This window comes from Rodentibacter heidelbergensis, assembly GCF_002000125.1.
In the GTDB taxonomy this organism is placed as follows: domain Bacteria; phylum Pseudomonadota; class Gammaproteobacteria; order Enterobacterales; family Pasteurellaceae; genus Rodentibacter; species Rodentibacter heidelbergensis.
On the sequence record NZ_MLHH01000024.1, the window covers coordinates 1 to 20347 of the forward strand.

Genomic DNA, 20347 nt, shown 5'->3' on the forward strand with positions numbered 1-20347 from the left:
TCGCTGCCGCTATCGCTCGAGCAAAAGCGAAGAAATTGGCACAAGCCAATGATAACCCAAACAGTGAACAGGAAACGCCCGTTCAAAAAACACAAGAAAATTTAACCGCACTTGATCCGAAAAAAGCTGCCGTCGCTGCTGCTATTGCTCGAGCAAAAGCGAAGAAATTAGCACAAGCAACGGATAGCTCAATCAGCGAACAGGCAACCTCAGCACAAAAAACACAAGAAAATTTAACCGCACTTGATCCGAAAAAAGCTGCCGTCGCTGCCGCTATTGCTCGAGTAAAAGCGAAGAAATTGGCACAAGATCAACAAAAATTAGAGAAATCTCAGGAATAGATCCATGTTTAAAATGACCAGTTCCCCTCATGCACATTCGGGAAAATTAACGGCACGCATTATGCTTTGGGTTATCTTTGCAATGATGCCCGCATTGCTTGTTCAAATTTATTATTTTGGCTTCGGTGTGCTAATTCAATCAACGCTTGCCATTAGCGTTGCACTATTGGCTGAATTTATCGTACTAAAATTACGGGGTAAAAAACCTTTAGCTTACCTTTCTGATTTCAGTGTCACTTTAACAGCATTGATTTTAGCCATGGCTATTCCACCCTATGCCCCTTATTGGGTTATTCTAATTGGCACACTTTGTGCCGTTTTACTTGGCAAACAGGTTTATGGCGGTTTAGGGCAAAATTTATTTAATCCGGCAATGATTGGTTATGTCATCCTGCTGATTTCCTTCCCATTACAAATGACTACCTGGCTCCCCCCTATTCATTTATTACAAGAGCCGCCCACATTCCCCGATGCTCTCTCTCTGATATTTTCAGGGGTTACCACCGATGGTTTCACCCTGTCACAACTCACCCAAAGTATTGACGGTATCACTCAAGCAACGCCATTAGATAGCGCCAAAATCTTTTACGCTCATCACAACGCATTAACGGATTTTTATGAACTCATCAAAATGCCGATTTTTATGGCTAATGGTACCGATTTCGCACAGGGCTGGTGGCAAGTTAATCTCGCCTTTTTACTTGGTGGCCTCTTTCTCATCTTAAAGCGCACAATTCATTGGCAAATTCCGGTGGCAATGCTCGTTACCTTTTTCTGCTTGGCAACCCTTACCGCTCTGATGGGCAATCTCCATTTAAGTGTCATGAGCCAGATGTTTAGCGGGGCAATGATGTTTGGTGCATTTTTCATTGCAACCGACCCTGTCACGGCATCAATCACACCTCGTGGAAAATTGGTTTTTGGTGCGTTAGTTGGGCTTTTTGTCTACCTTATTCGCTATCAGGGTAATTTCCCTGATGGGGTCGCCTTTGCCATTTTACTGAGTAACATTTGTGTGCCACTGATTGATCATTACACGAGACCTCGTGTGGCAGGTTATCGCTTAGAAGGAAGAAAATAATGAGCATTGTTAAAACCACCTCACGCTATGGGATTATTTTAGGATTAGTGGCATTAATCTGTACCGCGATTTCCTCAGGCATCTTTTTCCTGACAAAAGATAAAATTGACGAAACCATGGCGACACAACAACGTGAACGCTTACTACAAGTGATTCCCCATGATTATTTTGATAACCCGCTTGTGGAAAGTGCGGTCATTCCAAAGAGTGAAAATTTAGCCGGAATTCAAAAAGTTTATTTTGCTAAAAAAGGGCAAAACATCACCGCTTATGCTTATGAAACCACCGCACCGGATGGCTATTCCGGTGATATCCGCTTACTGGTGGGGCTAACCCCTGAAGGGGAAATTCTTGGTGTGCGTGTGATTGAACATCACGAAACCCCGGGATTGGGCGATAAAATAGAGCTACGAATTTCCAATTGGATTTTAAGTTTTAATCATAAATCCATTAATGAAACGAACCTCAATGATTGGGCGGTAAAAAAAGATGGCGGGAAATTTGATCAATTTTCCGGTGCAACCATTACACCTCGTGCCATTGTTAATCAAGTAAAACGCTCCGCTTTATTGATGCTTAATCATCAAACCGAACTTCAGCAACTCGCTCTCCCATAAGGACTGCGATAAAGGACTGTGATATGACAAATTCAACCGAAAAAACGACCGCACTTTTTGAAGAGGAAACCCCTCAGCAGTCTGTTGAAACTACCCAAAACACCACTGAATGGAAAGCCATTTTCACGCAAGGCATTTGGAAAAATAACCCTGCAATTGTTCAATTACTCGGGCTTTGCCCATTGTTGGCGGTGTCCAGTACGGCGACCAATGCACTTGGTTTAGGCCTTGCGACGATGTTGGTTTTAACTTGCACCAACACGGTTATTTCTCTCTTTCGCAAACAGATTCCTCATGAAATTCGTATTCCTATTTATGTGATGATTATTGCCACCACCGTTACAGTTGTACAATTATTGATGAATGCTTACACCTACACGCTCTATCAATCCTTGGGGATTTTTATTCCGCTTATTGTGACAAACTGTATTGTGATTGGCCGTGCGGAAGCCTTTGCTTCGAAAAATCATCTCTTACATTCCGTATGGGACGGTTTTTCCATGGGATGTGGTATGGCATTAAGCCTTACCCTGCTTGGTGCGCTGCGTGAAATTCTCGGACAAGGCACATTGTTTGAAGGGATTGAGCATCTTTTTGGTGAACAGGCTAAATTTCTCACTTGGCATGTTTACCAAACAGACAGCAGCTTTTTACTTTTCATCCTGCCACCGGGTGCCTTTATCGGCTTAGGTTTAATCCTCGCCCTAAAAAACAGAATTGATAGCCATCAGAAAGTGAAAAAGTAACCCTTGAAGCTCCATCTAATTTGCCTGAACGACTTAGGATTTTTAGGAAAATTTTTCCTATCTGAGCGAAGCGAGTTAAAAATTTTCCGTTAAGAAAATCCTAACCAAGTGAAGAAAAGCAAATTAGTTGGAGTGTGTTCTTTGCTACTTTCTTGCACAAGCAAGAAAGTAGGGGAAAACGTGTTTTTGCTACTTTTTACACAAGCAAGAAAGTAGAAGGAAAAAGACTATGAACCAAAAGAAAAGAATTGAAATACTCACCCGATTACGGGATCAGAATCCCCACCCTACCACTGAATTACAATATAATTCGCCTTTCGAATTATTAATTGCAGTGATTTTATCCGCACAGGCTACCGACAAAGGGGTGAATAAAGCAACAGAGAAACTTTTTCCCGTTGCCAATACGCCACAAGCCATTTTGGATTTAGGCTTAGAGGGGTTAAAAAGCTATATTAAAACCATTGGGCTTTATAATAGTAAAGCGGAAAATATCATTAAAACCTGCCGTGATCTCATCGAAAAACACAAGGGTGAAGTCCCTGAAGATCGTGAAGCTCTCGAAGCTCTTGCCGGTGTTGGGCGAAAAACAGCGAATGTGGTGTTAAATACTGCCTTTGGCCACCCGACAATTGCGGTCGATACCCACATTTTCCGGGTATGCAATCGCACCCATTTCGCTCCGGGTAAAGATGTTGTCAAAGTGGAAGAAAAGCTCTTAAAAGTCGTACCCGATGAGTTTAAAGTGGATGTCCACCATTGGCTCATTTTACATGGTCGCTACACTTGCGTAGCAAGAAAACCCCGTTGCGGTTCCTGTATTATCGAAGATCTTTGTGAATATAAAGAGAAAACCGAATATTAAAAATCATTTATTTTTTGACCGCACTTTTATTAATAGGAAAAACAATGACAACAAATAAACAACAACGTCAAACTTGGTCAAGTCGCTTAACTTATGTGATGACCGTTGCCGGTGCAACGGTGGGTTTTGGTGCAACATGGCGCTTCCCTTACCTTGTGGGCGAAAATGGTGGCGGCGCCTATGTGCTACTTTTTTGTCTTGCGATGATCGTGATCGGCATTCCCATGATCCTCGTAGAAAATGTGATTGGTCGCCGCTTGCGTGTCAATTCCATCGATGCCTTCGGCGATAAACTTCAAGATAAAGGAAAACACATTTCCCCTTATTGGAAAATTATCGGTTATATGGGCCTGTTGGGGGCTTTTGGCATTATGGCCTATTATATGGTATTGGGTGGCTGGGTGATTTCTTATATTGTGAGCTTACTTAGCGGTACACTGGATATTTCCGCCCCGATTACCAAAGAGGTAGCCAAAAACTTCTACGATCTTCACATTGGCAATAGCCCTTATGAAATTATGAGCTACACTTTTCTCTTTGTGGTGGTGAATTACATTATTTTAGCCAAAGGCATTATTGGCGGTATTGAACGCTCGGTAAAATATTTGATGCCCCTACTCTTTATTTTCTTAATCGGTATGGTGATTCGCAACATCACCCTACCCGGTGCGATGGAAGGGATCACTTTCTATCTAAAACCGGATTTCAGCAAAATCACACCTCAACTTTTCATTTTTGTATTAGGACAAGTGTTCTTTGCTTTAAGCCTCGGTTTTGGTGTGTTAATCACCCTTTCAAGCTATCTGAATAAAGAAGAAAACCTCATTCAAACCGCTGTGATTACCGGTTTTACCAATACCATTATTGCGGTACTGGCAGGCTTTATGATCTTTCCCTCATTATTCACTTTTGGCATCGAACCGAATGCCGGCCCAACCTTAGTGTTCCAAAGCTTACCTATCGTCTTTTCCCATTTATGGGGCGGTAAATTCTTTGCCATTATTTTCTTTAGTTTATTATTAATCGCCGCCCTCACCACCTCTATAACCATTTATGAAGTGCTTATCACCGCATTACAGGAAAAACTTCGTATGCGTCGTGGAAAAGCCATCACACTGGTGTTAGGCGGCATTTTCCTACTCGGCAATATTCCCGCCATTTTAGGGGACAATGTTTGGAAAAATGTGACGTTCTTTGGTAAAAGTATTTTTGATTTTTATGACTACGCCAGTGGTAACATTTTATTTATGCTCACGGCTTTAGGCTGTGCCATTTTTGTAGGCTTTGTGCTGAAAGATGAAGCGAAAAAGGAACTCTCTCCGACACCGAATTCGACCTTCACCAAAATTTGGTTTAACTATGTAAAATTTGTTGTGCCTGTCATTATTATTGTGATTTTTATCAGCAATTTATTCTAATCCATAAAAAACCGAGCCTATGCTCGGTTTTTCTTTTAACGCTGATTTTCTGCGATGCTTTTCTTCTCTTCCAATTCTTCCCAACGCAAAAAAGTTTGTTCCAGAAGGGCTTCCGTATCTGCCAATGCTTTAAGTTTCGCATCAGTGATATCATGAGATTGTTGGAAAAAGGTCGGTTCACTCACCTCTGCCTGAAGTGCAGTCAATTTTTCCTCTAATTCTTCTAACTGCTGTGGAAGCTGCTCTAATTCACGCTGTTCTTTATAAGATAATTTAATGGATTTTGGCTTAGAAGTGCGGTCAGTTTTAGCAAGATTTTCTTGTGGTTTTGAAGGTGATTTTTTCGCCACTTCTTGTTCTGCCCTGCTTGCCCAAAAGTTGGCTTGTTGCTGTTTAGCATCAAAGAAGCCACCAACATATTTATTGACAACGCCTTCCCCCTCAAACAAATAACATTCCGTTGCAGTATTATCAATAAATTGACGGTCGTGACTGACGATCAATAAGGTGCCTTGATAATCCGTTAAAATTTCTTCCAGTAATTCTAAGGTTTCCACATCTAAATCATTGGTGGGTTCATCAAGAATGAGCAAATTATTGGGTTTTAATAATAATTTCGCCAATAACAAACGGTTACGTTCCCCACCTGATAAAGCTTTCACCGGGGTCATCGCCCGTTTAGGCGGGAATAAGAAATCTTGTAAATAGCCTAACACATGGCGTTTTACCCCATTGACTTCAATATCTTGCTTGCCATCAGCAACGTTATCCATCACGGTTTTTTCCGGATCAAGATCAGCACGGTATTGATCAAAATAAGCGATATCCAGTTTTGTTCCCGTACGAATTTTTCCCTCCGTAGGTTGGATTTCACCGAGAAGCAGTTTGATAAAGGTTGTTTTTCCACATCCATTTGGCCCGACTAGAGCAATTTTATCCCCCCGTAAAATGGTGGTGCTGAAATCTTTTAACAATTGCTTTCCTGCGACCTCATAGCTCACATTTTCCATTTCAAACACAATTTTTCCGGAACGGGTTGAGGTATCAAGCTGTAATTTTGCCGTTCCCATCACATCACGACGTTGGCGGCGTTCTTCACGCATCGCTTTTAATGCTCGAACTCGCCCTTCATTGCGGGTACGGCGTGCTTTTATACCTTGGCGAATCCACACTTCTTCTTGTGCTAGTTTTTTATCAAATAATTCATTTTGGAGGGCTTCGACACGGAGATTTTCTTCTTTTGTGGTGAGGTATAAATCATAGTTCCCCGGATAGGATACCAACTGCCCGCGATCTAAATCCACAATGCGTGTCGCCATTTTGCGAATGAAAGAACGGTCATGGGAAATAAACACAATACTCCCACTAAATTCTAAAAGAAAGGCTTCCAGCCATTCGATCGCCTCCACATCCAAGTGGTTGGTTGGCTCATCAAGTAATAATACGTCAGGATCGCAAACCAAAGCACGAGCTAATGCGGCTTTACGCAACCAACCACCGGAAAGCTCAGTCAGTTTGGTGTTAGGATTTAAGCCTAATTTAAGCAACACTTCATGAATTTTATTTTCAAATCGCCAACCATCAGCATGTTCTAATTTAGCTTGAATTTGTTCTAATTGGTTTAGAATTTGATCCGTATAATTTTCTTCAAGCTCAACAGAAATTCGGTGATATTCTTTTAATAAATCCGTTAAATGGCCAATTCCCTCTGCCACATAATCAAAGACATTGCCTGCCGTGTTGCGGGGGGGATCTTGCTCAAGACGGGACACCACCAAATCTTTTTCATATTGGATCTTACCATCGTCCAACAAGACATCACCGGCAATAATTTTGAGCAAAGTGGATTTCCCTGCACCATTTCTTCCCACCAAACAAACCCGTTCGTTCGGCTCAATATGCAGTTCGGTATGATCTAATAAGGGCGCATCACTAAAAGAAAGATAGCCATTGGTTAAGCTAATTAATGCCACAATCACCTCATAAAAATTTGATTAACATTATGCATAAATCACTCAAGTGATTTACTCACGCCTTGACGCCATTGGCAAAGCCAACATTCAAAAAACCTTATTTTTGTCACCGCACAGTTTTATACGGTTGGCAAAAACGAATGATAGACGGAGGATTTTACCGACAACGATGAAAATAACCCATCATCGCTAAGAAAAAAGGACGCTTTTCAGCGTCCTCATTCTCTAAACTTTAAAATTAAAGTGCAGATTTTGCTTTCTCAACTAATGCAGCGAAGGCGACTTTGTCGAATACGGCAATATCAGCTAAGATCTTACGATCGATTTCAACAGAAGCTTTTTTCAAGCCATTGATGAATTTGCTGTAAGATAAACCGTTTTGACGAGCCGCTGCGTTGATACGCGCAATCCATAATTGACGGAATTGACGTTTACGTTGACGGCGGTCACGATATGCGTATTGACCAGCTTTGATCACCGCTTGGAAAGCAACACGATACACGCGTGAACGTGCACCATAATAACCTTTAGCAGCCTTAAGAACCTTCTTATGGCGTGCTCTTGCAATAACACCACGTTTTACACGAGCCATTATTTAATCTCCTATGTCTATTTTCTACTAAATGAACTAATCGTACGTTTCGCTTAAATAACGGCTTATGCGTATGGTAAGCAAGCTACGACTAAAACTTGGTCAGCTTTCGCCACCATGGATTTATGACGTAAATGACGTTTACGTTTAGTTGTTTTTTTAGTCAAAATATGACGTAAGTGAGATTGTTTACGCTTGAAACCGCCAGAAGCTGTTTTTTTGAAACGCTTCGCTGCACCGCGTACTGTTTTGATTTTAGGCATTGTTAAAATAACTCCGCATTTTTCGTTTAAAACAACATAATCAGGCGAACTAAAAAGTTACTTGGAAGGCTCTGATTATTTCCATCATCAGGCAAATGAATTGCCTCTTCCCAAAGTAGTTAGGCTGCGTAGTCTGCCCAACCTACAATGACTTTTCACCGCAGTGAAAAGATTTTTGCCAAGATTGCGATCTCAACAAAAAATTCTTATTTTTTCTTCGGTGCTAGCACCATGACCGCTTGACGGCCTTCTAATTTACCGGGTGCGGATTCCACTACTGAAATATCCGCCAAATCGTTTTTCACCCGTTCCAACACATCTAAACCAATATCTTGGTGTGCCATTTCACGACCACGGAAACGCACGGTAATTTTTGCTTTATCGCCGTCTTCTAAGAAACGGATAAGACTGCGTAATTTAACTTGGTAATCCCCTTCGTCAGTACCCGGACGGAATTTAATTTCCTTCACTTGTACGACTTTTTGTTTTTTCTTCTGCTCTTTCGCGGTCTTACTTTTTTCGTAGAGGAATTTACCGTAGTTCATAATGCGGCAAACCGGGGGTTCTGCATTTGGGCTAATTTCAACAAGATCAAGCTCCGCTTGCTCTGCCATATCTAAGGCTTGTTGAATAGAAACAATGCCTAATTGTTCACCATCTTGGTCAATTAAACGAACTTCTTTTACACGAATTTCATCATTAATGCGATTCGGGCGATTCACTGCCGGTGCTTTTTTTACGGTTTTAATAATCGTATTCCTTCTATTAATTTATGTAAAAACCTTTCACAATAAGCAAAAGATTCCAAGTTTTCCCAGGTTAAAAGTGAGTAAAACGGGCGGATTTTATAGTATCCACCGATTTTATGCAACAGAATTTAGCCCTTTACCTCAATTTCCACACCAACACTTTCCCCAAATGCTAATAAATGTTTAATTCTGGCCGTTTCCAAACAAACCATATGCTGATAGGCTTGCTCGCTCATTGCACTGGTCGATTTATGCCACGGGTTCCAAAGAACAAGCTCTCCGGCATTATGATGATGCAATCTAATTGTGCGATTAAACCGCTTATCTACAATTTGGTTTTGTGTGTTCTCGGCAGAATAAATACAATCTACATTTTCTGTAATCACACGGGGTGAAGGCACATTTTCTTGCTGTTGTGTGAGGCTGTTAAAACAGGTTGTGGGTAAATTTTCAATGACAATGTGATTAATCTCACCCACATTAAAATAACTATGTAATGCCACTTGTGCCGGCTGTTTTCCATAATGCGTAAAGGTGATACGGCAGTTATCCGTAAAAATCATCTCCACCTTTGCTTCAATAATATTCAAATCGGAAAACAACGAAAAAACTAACCGCACTTTTTCTTTCGCCAAATCATAATGGCTTAATTGCCATAAACGAATGCGTGCCGTGCCATGAGAGGGTTGTTTCACCGAGCCAAACCATGGATAACAAATGGGGATACCACCACGAATAGCCGTCCCCATTTGAAAAGGCTCAATTTCGCTCAGCCATAAAACATCTTGTTTTGCCCCTTTGGGCAACCAACTGAGCAATTGTGCCCCTTGAAGTGAAATTTTGGCCTCACCAACCTCATGGCTCAAATGTAATACGGGAATATCGTTTTGTTGCACCAGAGTTAACTCCGGCGCAAGCCTGTCAAGTAATTGTATTTTCATCTGTACTCTCATTGAACAAGAGAGGGCATTCCTCTCCCTTTGGGATTTTGGGAAATAAATAGGCCCACTCTGCTTGAGTTTGTTCTCCATATAGTTGCCTAACTGATTATAGGCTACCTCTTCCTTTATTCTAATTTTATTCCGGAAAAATCTCTTCCAAAATCAGGGCTAATCCATCCTCGTTATTTGTTGCGGTGACACGTTTGGCGGCTTGTTTAATTTCTTCGGGGGCATTGCCCATTGCCACACCAAGCCCGACATTTTCCAGCATATCCAAATCGTTAAAATTATCTCCAAAGGCGATGGCTTCTTCCATTTTGACATGGAAATAATCTTCTAAGAAACGCACGGCATTGCCTTTTGTGGCGGATTGATGCATCACTTCTAAGAAATTTTGGTGAGAGCGGAAAATACTTAAATGAGGAAAAGCCGCTTTCAAGCGTTTTTCAACCTCAATAATTTCATCAGCTTCACCAATAATTTGAATTTTGTGTGGTGAATAAACCGCCTTTTCATCATAAGGATCGATTTGGATTTTCGTGACACTCTTTTCAAAAATAACCCATTTATTATTCACATCACGCGCCACACAGTCGTCATTGGTGTAATAGTTCACTCCCAGTTTTGGGTGTTGTGCCAAAACCTGATTAATTTTTTGAATATCCTCTGAGGAAATGTTCACCGAATAAAGAGCGGTCAAATTTCGATCTAAAATCAATGCGCCGCTAAATGCCACAATCACATTGTAATCTTCAATTTGCTTGGCGTAAGGCAAAATACCAAGGGGTGATCGGGCTGAAATCGGTACGAAAGGGATCCCTTTACGGGTGATACGTTGAATAGCAGCCAAAGTTCTTGGGGTAATTCGATGATCTGAGGTGAGTAAGGTTCCGTCAAAATCACTAAATACGGCTTTATACATGGTTACTCCAAATGTTGCTCTTTTTCCAATAAATAAGGGTCGGTAAACCCTAACTGTTGCATAATCTGTGTTTCGAGGCTTTCCATTTCTTCGGCCTCCTCATCTTCAATATGATCATAACCCAATAAATGCAAACTGCCGTGCACCACCATATGCGCCCAATGCGCCATCAGTGGTTTTTCTTGCTCAATGGCCTCACGCTCTACCACTTGGCGGCAAATGACTAAATCCCCTAACAACGGCAGTTCAACCTCATCAGGACATTCAAAGGGAAAGGAAAGTACGTTTGTCGGGCGGTCTTTTCCACGATAAGTGAGATTGAGATGATGACTTTCCGCTTCATCCACAATACGCACCGTCATTTCCACCTTCTCGCTTTCCGGCTGAACAGCTGTGGTTGCCCATTGGGTAATTTGTGCTTCCGTTGGTAAGCCTTGCGTATTTTCGGTGGCGATCTGTAAATCAATGATCATATTGCCCACATTATTCTCCTAAATTCTCGATTAAAATTGACCGCTCTTTTTCTCGTTCTGCTTTGCGTTCTTCCGCTAACGCCTTGCGGCGGATTTCATCTTGGATTTCCCAAGCTTCATAGGCTTGAACCACTTTTGCCACCACAGGATGACGCACAATATCTTGGCTATCAAAATAATTAAAACTCAACTCAGGGACACTTTCTAACACTTCAATAGCGTGGCGTAAACCTGATTTGGTGCTACGAGGTAAATCAATTTGTGTCACATCGCCGGTGATCACCGCTTTGGAATTAAAACCGATACGGGTGAGAAACATTTTCATCTGTTCGACTGTGGTGTTTTGGCTTTCATCTAAAATGATAAAGCTATCGTTTAATGTGCGCCCCCGCATATAGGCTAACGGCGCAATTTCAATCACATTACGCTCCATCAATTTTTGCACTCGTTCAAAGCCGAGCATTTCAAATAAAGCATCATACAGTGGGCGTAAATAAGGCTCGATTTTTTGCCCTAAATCCCCGGGTAAAAAACCGAGTTTTTCTCCCGCCTCAACCGCCGGACGGGTTAATAAGATACGGCGGATTTCTTGCCGCTCTAAGGCTTCCACCGCTGCGGCTACGGCTAAAAAGGTTTTTCCCGTCCCCGCAGGGCCGATACCAAAACTGATGTCATGGGTTAAAATATTATGCAAATATTGAATTTGATTTTCACCACGCGGCTTAATCACACCCCGTTTTGTTTTAATTGTTGTGCTATAAACCTGATTTTCAGCGCCACTTTCCGATTGAGAAAGCATTCGGCTTTCTTGTAAAGCAATATGCACTTCTTCCAAATCCAACTCTTTCACTTTTCCCTTAATCGGCGCGGTTTCCACATATAAATCTTGGATTAATTTAGCCGCACGTTGAAGAAGTTTTTCATGGTGAGGTTTGGGATTCTCTTCATTGGATTTGAGGGTAAAGGTGAAATTATTGCGGGCGATAGTCAAATTAAACTCTTTTTCGATCAGTTTAAGATGCTCATCAAATGCGCCACAAAGGGATTGAAGGCGTGCATTATCTTGGGGTTCTAGCGTCAATGTTGTCATTAATGTTGATATGAGTGATTTAAATTAGGGGCTATTTTAGCTTAATCCGATTTTATTTACATCGTCTTTCATCGTTGAGTAAAACCTGATTGCCTATAAAAAGCCTCTATTTCTTTCCTGATAAGCCTATCGATAGAAGTAAGCAATCAAAGTGCGGTCATTTTTCCTTAAAATTTTGCTAAAAATAAATGAGAATTATTCCTATTGAATCAATTAATCATTTTCGGTTATACTTCTGCGCCGTTTTTAATGCATTTTATGACTTAAGGAAAGCCGCAATGAATTTTAAATATAGTATTATTTATACCGCACTTTTTGCCGGGTGTTCTCTTTCTGTATTCGCTGCTCCGCCTGCGCCTAATGAAGCGGAAATAGTATTAGATCAAATTCATGTTCAAGATACCGGGATTAAACAAAACGGTTATCAAACAACCGGTACCTCTGTGGTATCGAAAGCGGAAGTCCCGGTTTTTGACACGCCCAATACGGTCAATATTTTATCCACACAACTCTTAGAAGACCGTAAACCCGACTCGCTTATTGATGCCCTTTATAATGTCAGTGGTGTCAGCCAAGCCAACACCTTAGGCGGTATGTTTGATGCCATCCAAAAACGGGGTTTTGGGGGCAATCGTGATAATTCGATTATGCGTAATGGCTTGCAAGCAGGCCCTGCTAAAAACTTTAGTGCCACCACCGAAACCGTTGAAGTGTTAAAAGGGCCAGCATCGGTGCTTTATGGTATTCAAGATCCCGGTGGTGTGGTGAACATTATTACGAAAAAACCGCAACAAACACCGCAATACATTGTCGGTGGCAGCGTTGGAACTCACAATACTTGGGGAACCCAATTAGACTTCACCGGTGGTTTAGGCAATGGTTTTGCTTATCGCTTTATCTATGACAAACAAGAAAAAGATTATTGGCGTAATTTCGGTAAAATCAAAAATACCACTTATGCCCCATCACTTTCTTGGGAAAATGACACAACCAAAGTGCTACTTTCTTACGAACATAAAGACATTCTTGAACCCTTTGATCGTGGCACGAATTTATTAACTGCAACCAATTCAGCTCCTGATATTCCGGTTACCCGTCGTTTAGATGAACCGAATAACGAAACCACAGCGAAAACCGATAACATTGATTTTAAAGTTGAACATAAATTAAATGACAACTGGAAACTCAATGCGGGTTATAGCTACGCTCGTTATAAATATTTCTACAACCAAGCACGGATTACCAATATCAATACAACCAACCGAACCGCCCGCCGAGCCATTGAGCAGCAACAGGGAGATCAACGTGTTCATAGCGGAACGGTCAATTTAGTGGGGGAATTCGGTATCGGTAATGTTGCCAATCGACTTGTTGTTGGGGTGGATGCGATGAGAAACAATCGTGATCTTGGCCCAATTTATAACCAAGGTATCACCAATTCAATACTCAACATTGATAACCCGATTTACACTAACCCAACCGCACTCCATAAAAATGGTAACGGCAATGCCTACCAATATAATTATCTAAAAACGGTGGGTGTCTATGTTCAAGATACCGCTTATTTCACCGATAATTTTATTGTGACCGGTGGTGTGCGTTATGAGTATTTTGATCAATTCGCCGGTCGTCATTGTTTAAATGCGGCAAACTGTAAGAAAAATCAAAACCTCAGCAAAACAGGCAATACGGATCAACATGATGGAAAATTGCTCTATCAATTAGGGGCGGTGTATAAATTCACCCCAAGCTTTGCCACCTTTGCCAACTATGCGGAATCTTTCCGCCCACAAACCAGTGTGGCAACCCCTATCAATGGTGATCTCAAACCGGAACAGGGAAAATCATTTGAAATGGGTGCGAAATATGAAAATACCGATTTCAATGCAACCCTTTCCCTCTTCGACATTAACAAACGTAATGTGGCAGAAGTGGTCGGTTCCGGCGCCAATGCCGAATTAAATATTGTGGGTAAACAACGTTCCCGTGGTGTGGAGTTCGATTTAAACGGACAACTCACCGACAACTTAAGCATTGCCGCCAACTATACCTACACCAAAGTGAAATCCTTAGAAAATGAACGCTATCCTGATGCAGTAGGCAAACAATTATCCGGTGTACCAAAACATCAAGCTTCCCTTTTCCTCGCTTATAATGTGGGTGAATTTGATTTTGGCAATATCCGTATTGGAGGCGGAGCCCGTTATTTAGGTTCTTGGTATGCTTATAACAGCGCATATAGCAACGCTTATAAATTACCTCATGCCGTTGTCTATGACGCTTTCATTGCTTACGATACGAAAATTTCCGGCAAAAAAGTGTCATTCCAACTCAATGGTAAAAACTTGACCGATAAAGTTTACCACCCATCCACCTCCGGTAATGCCAGCAACACGCTCGTTCCTGTTGCCTTAGGCTACGGTCGTGAAGTCGTATTCAATGCCAAAATAGCATTTTAATTGGGATATTAACTTTAGGGCGAAAGCATTTCGCCCTTTTTTAGTTTATGGAAATTTATGAACTGGCAAACCGAGCTCAATAACAGTTTTAGCTGGATTTTAACCGCACTTTTTTGGGTCGTGATCTGTTTTACACTCAGTATCGCTGCCCTCAAGCAAACCACGTTTGGTAAGAAATTTTGGCGAATTACCGCGCCCTCTGTCACAAAGAAAAATCGCTTTAAGCTTCTCGCCATGTTGCTGTTGCTTTTCCTGATGATTTTGCTTGAAGTGCGTTTTAGTGTCCTTAATTCCTTTTTTTACAATGGCTTATACAGCTCAATGCAAGAATTAAATGCGGATAAATTTTGGTTCTTTGCAAAACTCAATGCCCTTTTAGTGCTTATTCAAGTATTACACGCCATTATTGATTATTTTCTACGCCAAGTTTTTGAAATCCGTTGGTTAGAAAGCCTTAATGGTATTTTGATTAAAGGTTGGCTGAAAAATAAAAACTATTACCGCCTCAAATATGAACGGGAACTGCCTGATAATATCGATCAGCGTATTGAACAAGATGCGCGAGAATTTATCACTAGCACCGTACAAATTGTGCGTGGAATGATTAATTCTGTGCTCACCACCATTGAATTTACCATTATTCTTTGGTCGCTTTCCGGTGTGCTGAATATCTTTGGTTTAAATATTGAAAAGGGGGTGGTGTTCTTTATTTATGCCTTTATTATTTTTGCCACGCTGATGTCAGTGTGGATTGGCTACCCACTCATAAAACTCAATTTTAATAAAGAAAAACTCAACGGCGATTATCGCTATTCCTTAATTCGAGTACGCGATAATGCAGAAAGCATCGCCTTTTATCATGGCGAACCGAAAGAACAAATTTTACTCAAAAATAAATTCGCTCAAATTATTCAAAACCGCTGGGCGATTGTATTAAAAATGTTGGGCTTAGACGGATTTAATAATGGTGTAACCCGTTTTGCCAAGTTATTTCCCTTAATGTTGCAGGCCCCACGTTTTTTTACCGGACAAATTAAATTAGGCGATATGCACCAAACCGTCCAAGCCTTTAATCGGCTGATGACCGCCCTCTCTTTCTTCCGATTGTTTTATGAAGAATTTACCCTTTATCAAGCCCGTCTTAATCGTTTATATGGCTTTATCACAAAATTAGATGAGTTGGATCTCACCGAAATCAGCCAACCCTACAAATGCTCAAACCATGTCGCGCTGAAAGATTTTGGGGTAAAAGATGAACAAGGGCGTATTCTGCTTAACAATATTAATATCACCCTCAAAAATGGCGATGCATTGCTCATTCAAGGGGCATCCGGCACGGGGAAAACCACATTACTTAAAGCCATTGCAGGTATTTATCCTTTTGAAACCATTGGGATTGCAGAACATCCTTGCATGGGGAGTTTATTCCTACCACAGCGACCTTATATGCCACAAGGCTCACTGCGTGAAGCCATTTGCTATCCGGATATTAATCCCCATCATACTGATCTGATTTCAACCATGCGTGATTGCTGCTTGGAAAAATACATCAATGCCCTTGATATCGAAAACGACTGGCAAGCGATTTTATCCCCGGGTGAATTACAACGTGTTGCTTTTATTCGTATTCTGCTCACCAAGCCGGATGTCGTGTTCTTAGATGAAACCACCTCAGCCCTTGATGAAGACACGGAATATCAACTTTATAAAACCATTAAAGAACGCTTGCCGAATATGATTATCCTCAGTATCGGACACCGCAACACCCTCCAACAATTTCACAATCAACAACTGAAATTGGAGGTGTGTATTGTGTAGAAAAAAGTGCGGTTAAAATACCTTGAATTTTGACCGCACTTTGCATAGAAACAGTGATTATTCTGTCGCTTCAGCAATTTGATCTCTAATCGCTAAATAAATCCCCACGCCTAGCAAAGCACAAATCAAAATTACCCCTGAAGTGGCATAAAAAATGTCGCCAATTCCCACTAATGGTGAAACGATCCCCCCTAAAAAGAAAGGGGCAAAACCCAATAAAGCTGAAGCACTGCCGGCATATTGTCGTTCGCTTTCCATTGCTAATGAAGAAATAGCGGGGAATGTCATTCCCATTAAAAGCAACATGAAAAAGAACCCCACTTCCACAAATAGCCAATAGGGCTGAACGAATAAAGTGGCGATAGTATAACCGGCTGCAATGAGAAAGCCCCATACGCCCACAGAAAGTGCGGTTCGATTTGATAATTTTCCGCCAATATTTGCCCCGATAACTAAGGCCGCTCCATTTGCGCCAAAACACAGGCTAAAGGCAAAAGCAGTCAATCCATAGAAACTTTGTAAAATAAAAGGGGAAGCGGCGATATAAGCGAACATGGCGCCAAGTAAGAAACTTTCGATCCCCACATAACTCATAAACAGGTGGTTTTTCACAATCATCCCAAAGGTTGAAAAGCTGAAAAGCACGGAGCCTTGTAAACGATTTTCAGGGTTTAAACTTTCTTTTAATCGGAAAGAAAAAGCAAAAACCAACACACCGATTAAAGCAAGAAAAATAAAGACACCTTTCCAACTCACATATTCTAATAAAAGGCTACCTAAAATCGGCGAAATAATCGGTGCCATTCCGTTAATTGTCATTAATAACCCGAAAAAACGGGTCATTTCACGACCCCGATAAAATCGGTCGCCACCGCACGGGAAATCACCACACTGCCGGCAGAAGACAGCCCTGAATAATGCGTAACACAATCATACTTTCAATATTCGGAGAAAATATAATCAATACGGTGCTAACAATATAAACTAGCAATGAAATCATCAGTGGTTTTTTACGTCCGAATTTATCGCTAATTGGCCCAAGTAATAACTGCCCTACGGCAAGCCCTATCATCGCGGTGGTCAAGGTGAGTTGTGTCATGGAGGTGGAAGTATTAAAAAAATCGGCCAACTGAGGAAGTGAGGGAAGATAAAGATCCACCATAAAGGGGCCGAATGCTGAAAGCACACCGAGTAAAATCACTAAAAAGGCTTTGGAATTAGCTTTTGTCATACACAGCTCCGAAAAATAAAGATACTGATTATACAAATCCCGTTTTTCCTTTCAATCCATTTTCACTCTTGATTATTTCATAATAAGAAAAAGTCTATTTCTAAATCACAGACTGGTTTTAAGCTATAATTTCATTATAATGTGCCACCTTTTATTCAACTATGAAGGATTTTTTATGAAAAAGATGCTTTTAACCGGCGCTCTTTTGGCTTTCTCAACCGGGGGATTGGCTTCAACGCCGGAACAAAATAAAGCAGCGGCACTGGATTTCTATGAAATGGTGTTCAATCAACATAAGTTACAAGAAGCCAGTGATAAATATATCGGCAAGGAATATTTACAACACAATCCAACGGTGGCAGACGGTAAACAAGCTTTTATTGATGCCTTTGCGCCTTTTTTAAAAGCGCATCCAAAATCAAAAGCCACCGTAAAACGTGTATTGGCTGACGGCGATTTGGTGGCTTTGCATGTTCACAGTCAGTTAAATGATGAAGATCGTGGCGAGGCGGTTGTGGATATTTTCCGTTTTGATAAAGAGGGAAAAATTGTAGAACATTGGGATGTCATTCAAGCCGTTCCCGAAAAAACAGAAAGCGGACGGAGTATGTTCTAAGAAAAAGGCGTGGAAATGATAATCCACGCTTTTTTTATTTATAGCGTCTTTTCACCGCACTTTTATCGGCCTCACGCAGACGATCCAATTTTTCTTTAATTTGAATTTCCATTCCCCGATTTGTTGGGAAATAATACTGCGTATCCTTCAATTCTTCAGGGAAATAATTTTCTCCGGCGGCGTAAGCATTCGGCTCATCATGGGCATAACGATACTCTGCACCAAACCCGAGATCTTTCATCAGGCTAGTAGGCGCGTTGCGTAAATGAGGCGGCACGTCGTAATCAGGTAGATTTTTGGCTTGCGCTTTTGCGGTATTGAACGCGGTATAAACCGCATTACTTTTCGGGGCGACAGCAAGATAAATAATAGCTTGTGCAATGGCACGCTCCCCTTCATAAGCCCCGACACGGGTGAAACAATCCCAAGCGGCAAGTGCCACTTGCATCGCTCGGGGATCGGCATTTCCAATATCTTCCGAGGCAATGGCTAGCAATCGTCTTGCCACATAAAGGGGATCGCCCCCTGCCGTTAAAATGCGGGCATACCAATATAATGCAGCATCCGGCGCAGACCCTCGAACGGATTTATGCAAAGCGGAAATCAGATCGTAGAAACGATCCCCTTGCTTATCAAAACGGGCTTGTCGCTCACCTAGCACGGTTTTGAGTAAAGTGCGGTCAATTTTTTTGCCTTTTTCTGTTTCATCTGCCATATCCACCATCATTTCAAGGCAATTTAACGCCAAACGGGCATCACCATTGGCATATTCCGCAAGCACTTGTAATAAATTCTCTTCTAAAATTAACCGCTCTTTTGCCAATCCTCGCACCGGATCTTGCAACGCTTGTTGTAGCACCGCTTCAATTTCATTAACGGTTAAGGATTTCAACACATATACCCTGGCACGGGAAAGCAACGCATTATTCAGTTCAAAAGAAGGATTTTCCGTTGTTGCACCAATAAAAATCACCGTGCCATCTTCAATATGAGGAAGAAAAGCATCCTGTTGGCTTTTGTTGAAACGATGTACTTCATCCACAAATAAAATGGTTTTTCGGGAGGCCAAACGATTTTGTTTGGCACGATCAATGGCTTCACGAATTTCTTTTATTCCACCGGTCACCGCTGAAATACGTTCAACATCAGCATGAATTTGATTGGCGATAATTTCGGCTAATGTGGTTTTGCCGGTGCCGGGCGGACCCCAAAAAATCATTGAATGGATATGACCCGATTGAATGGCTTTGCGAAGTGGTTTGCCTTCACCGATAAGATGTGATTGACCAAAATATTGATCGAGATTTGTCGGACGCATTCTGGCAGCAAGGGGACGAAAATCATTTTCCGAAAAATCAAAATCAAGATTAGCCATAAACTTATACCATTAGAGAATTGAATACAAAAAATTGAGGGCGTCATCAATACGCCCTGAGGATTATTTCTTACGTTGATCGTCCAATTCTACCCCTTTTGGCGGTTTGAATTGGAATAAACTCTCGGAAAGAGAGGCGTTAGTAATATTGCGTAATACATAGAGATTGGTTTGCCCGTCTTTCTCTGTAGTGCTGAAATTTTTCAATACGCCATTGGCATCCACTCGAATATCAAATTGTTTAATATTACTTTTCGCCGATTTGGGCTTTAACACAAAGGTATCAGCCTGTTGTGTCACCGAATATTGGTTCCAATGGCTTTTATCATCACTGGTTAATAAAACAAAAGGAGTATTATTTATTGCATCTTTTACCCATTGTGCCGTGACTTGTTGTACAAAAGGATCGTAATACCAAAGAGTTTTACCATCAGCGATAATCTGAGTTTCCTGTGGCGATTTGGTTTCCATTCTAAATAAATTCGGGCGTTTAATTTGAATTTTTCCGCTGCCCTGTTGCACATTTTTTCCCCCCGCAGAGGTGACGGTTTGGGAAAAATCGGCACTTAATACATTCACTTGGCTTAATCGTGATTGTAATTCACTGGTGGCATCGGCAAAGGCGTTATTGGCAAACCCAATTAGCCCTAACCCCATCAAACTAAGTGCGGTCATAAAAAAGGTTGTTTTTTGAACCTTGGCTTTGCCAACTGGCTCGTGAGAGGTGAACAAACGAGCGAGCGAGTTTGTGAATAATTTTAACGATGTTTTTTTCAT

At 41.4% G+C, this 20347-nt stretch carries 20 protein-coding genes and 1 pseudogene; 9 read left to right on the top strand and 12 right to left on the bottom strand.

Features of this window, described 5'->3' with window-relative positions; all coding sequences use genetic code 11:
* The 6 genes and pseudogenes from BKK48_RS08875 to BKK48_RS08900 all read left to right on the top strand — a co-directional run.
* A pseudogene (locus tag BKK48_RS08875) lies at window positions 1-341 on the top strand (electron transport complex subunit RsxC); the annotation flags it as partial.
* Window positions 342-345: 4 nt separating this feature from the next.
* Entirely contained in the window at window positions 346-1422 is a 1077-nt protein-coding gene (gene rsxD / locus BKK48_RS08880) for an electron transport complex subunit RsxD (RefSeq protein ID WP_077427963.1), read from the top strand.
* The gene (rsxG, locus tag BKK48_RS08885; protein WP_077427965.1) at window positions 1422-2039 is read left to right on the top strand and encodes an electron transport complex subunit RsxG; all 618 of its coding nucleotides are present in this window, start codon (window positions 1422-1424) and stop codon (window positions 2037-2039) included. Before rsxD ends, rsxG begins: the two co-directional genes overlap by 1 nt.
* 23 nt (window positions 2040-2062) lie before the next feature.
* Entirely contained in the window at window positions 2063-2785 is a 723-nt protein-coding gene (locus BKK48_RS08890) for an electron transport complex subunit E (protein WP_077427967.1), read from the top strand.
* A gap of 229 nt (window positions 2786-3014) precedes the next feature.
* Window positions 3015-3650 carry an endonuclease III gene (gene nth / locus BKK48_RS08895; RefSeq protein ID WP_077427969.1) on the top strand — a complete coding sequence of 212 codons (636 nt, stop codon included), beginning with the start codon at window positions 3015-3017 and terminating at the stop codon, window positions 3648-3650.
* 44 nt (window positions 3651-3694) lie between these two features.
* Window positions 3695-5068 carry a sodium-dependent transporter gene (locus BKK48_RS08900; protein WP_077427971.1) on the top strand — a complete coding sequence of 458 codons (1374 nt, stop codon included), beginning with the start codon at window positions 3695-3697 and terminating at the stop codon, window positions 5066-5068.
* Between the two features lie 35 nt (window positions 5069-5103).
* On the opposite strand, the gene BKK48_RS08905 is transcribed toward BKK48_RS08900, so the two are convergent.
* From BKK48_RS08905 to BKK48_RS08940, 8 genes are all read right to left on the bottom strand, one after another.
* Window positions 5104-7041 carry an ABC transporter ATP-binding protein gene (locus BKK48_RS08905; protein WP_077427973.1) on the bottom strand — a complete coding sequence of 646 codons (1938 nt, stop codon included), beginning with the start codon at window positions 7039-7041 and terminating at the stop codon, window positions 5104-5106.
* Between the two features lie 238 nt (window positions 7042-7279).
* Window positions 7280-7633, bottom strand: a complete 354-nt coding sequence (gene rplT, locus BKK48_RS08910; protein WP_005596075.1) for a 50S ribosomal protein L20 — start codon at window positions 7631-7633, stop codon at window positions 7280-7282.
* Between the two features lie 65 nt (window positions 7634-7698).
* A complete protein-coding gene (gene rpmI / locus BKK48_RS08915; RefSeq protein ID WP_005596065.1) occupies window positions 7699-7896 on the bottom strand; it encodes a 50S ribosomal protein L35 in 198 nt (65 codons plus the stop codon).
* A 206-nt stretch (window positions 7897-8102) separates the two neighbouring features.
* Window positions 8103-8618, bottom strand: coding sequence for a translation initiation factor IF-3 (gene infC / locus BKK48_RS08920; protein ID WP_244154892.1), 516 nt, complete (start codon window positions 8616-8618; stop codon window positions 8103-8105).
* A 155-nt stretch (window positions 8619-8773) separates the two neighbouring features.
* Window positions 8774-9586, bottom strand: coding sequence for a D-hexose-6-phosphate mutarotase (locus BKK48_RS08925; RefSeq protein WP_077427977.1), 813 nt, complete (start codon window positions 9584-9586; stop codon window positions 8774-8776).
* 136 nt (window positions 9587-9722) lie between these two features.
* Window positions 9723-10508 (bottom strand): Cof-type HAD-IIB family hydrolase, encoded by a 786-nt coding sequence (locus tag BKK48_RS08930; protein WP_077427979.1) that lies wholly within the window; start codon window positions 10506-10508, stop codon window positions 9723-9725.
* Window positions 10509-10510: 2 nt separating this feature from the next.
* Window positions 10511-10981 (bottom strand): rRNA maturation RNase YbeY, encoded by a 471-nt coding sequence (ybeY, locus tag BKK48_RS08935; RefSeq protein ID WP_425271819.1) that lies wholly within the window; start codon window positions 10979-10981, stop codon window positions 10511-10513.
* A 10-nt stretch (window positions 10982-10991) separates the two neighbouring features.
* Window positions 10992-12071 (bottom strand): PhoH family protein, encoded by a 1080-nt coding sequence (locus BKK48_RS08940; protein ID WP_077427983.1) that lies wholly within the window; start codon window positions 12069-12071, stop codon window positions 10992-10994.
* A gap of 278 nt (window positions 12072-12349) precedes the next feature.
* Here BKK48_RS08940 and BKK48_RS08945 point away from each other — a divergent pair, with 278 nt between their 5' ends.
* The gene (locus tag BKK48_RS08945) at window positions 12350-14530 is read left to right on the top strand and encodes a TonB-dependent siderophore receptor (protein WP_077427985.1); all 2181 of its coding nucleotides are present in this window, start codon (window positions 12350-12352) and stop codon (window positions 14528-14530) included.
* A gap of 57 nt (window positions 14531-14587) precedes the next feature.
* Window positions 14588-16348, top strand: coding sequence for an ABC transporter ATP-binding protein/permease (locus BKK48_RS08950; protein ID WP_077427987.1), 1761 nt, complete (start codon window positions 14588-14590; stop codon window positions 16346-16348).
* A gap of 57 nt (window positions 16349-16405) precedes the next feature.
* On the opposite strand, the gene BKK48_RS08955 is transcribed toward BKK48_RS08950, so the two are convergent.
* Window positions 16406-17191: an MFS transporter gene (locus BKK48_RS08955; protein WP_482822342.1), complete on the bottom strand. Its 786-nt coding sequence runs from the start codon at window positions 17189-17191 to the stop codon at window positions 16406-16408.
* Window positions 17192-17231: 40 nt separating this feature from the next.
* Window positions 17232-17579, bottom strand: coding sequence for an MFS transporter (locus tag BKK48_RS10185; RefSeq protein ID WP_482822343.1), 348 nt, complete (start codon window positions 17577-17579; stop codon window positions 17232-17234).
* A gap of 175 nt (window positions 17580-17754) precedes the next feature.
* Here BKK48_RS10185 and BKK48_RS08960 point away from each other — a divergent pair, with 175 nt between their 5' ends.
* A complete protein-coding gene (locus tag BKK48_RS08960; RefSeq protein WP_077427989.1) occupies window positions 17755-18195 on the top strand; it encodes a nuclear transport factor 2 family protein in 441 nt (146 codons plus the stop codon).
* A gap of 34 nt (window positions 18196-18229) precedes the next feature.
* Here BKK48_RS08960 and BKK48_RS08965 read toward each other — a convergent pair whose 3' ends face one another.
* The gene (locus BKK48_RS08965) at window positions 18230-19570 is read right to left on the bottom strand and encodes a replication-associated recombination protein A (RefSeq protein WP_077427991.1); all 1341 of its coding nucleotides are present in this window, start codon (window positions 19568-19570) and stop codon (window positions 18230-18232) included.
* 63 nt (window positions 19571-19633) lie between these two features.
* A complete protein-coding gene (gene lolA, locus BKK48_RS08970) occupies window positions 19634-20245 on the bottom strand; it encodes an outer membrane lipoprotein periplasmic chaperone LolA (RefSeq protein WP_077428007.1) in 612 nt (203 codons plus the stop codon).
* Window positions 20246-20347: the final 102 nt, after the last annotated feature.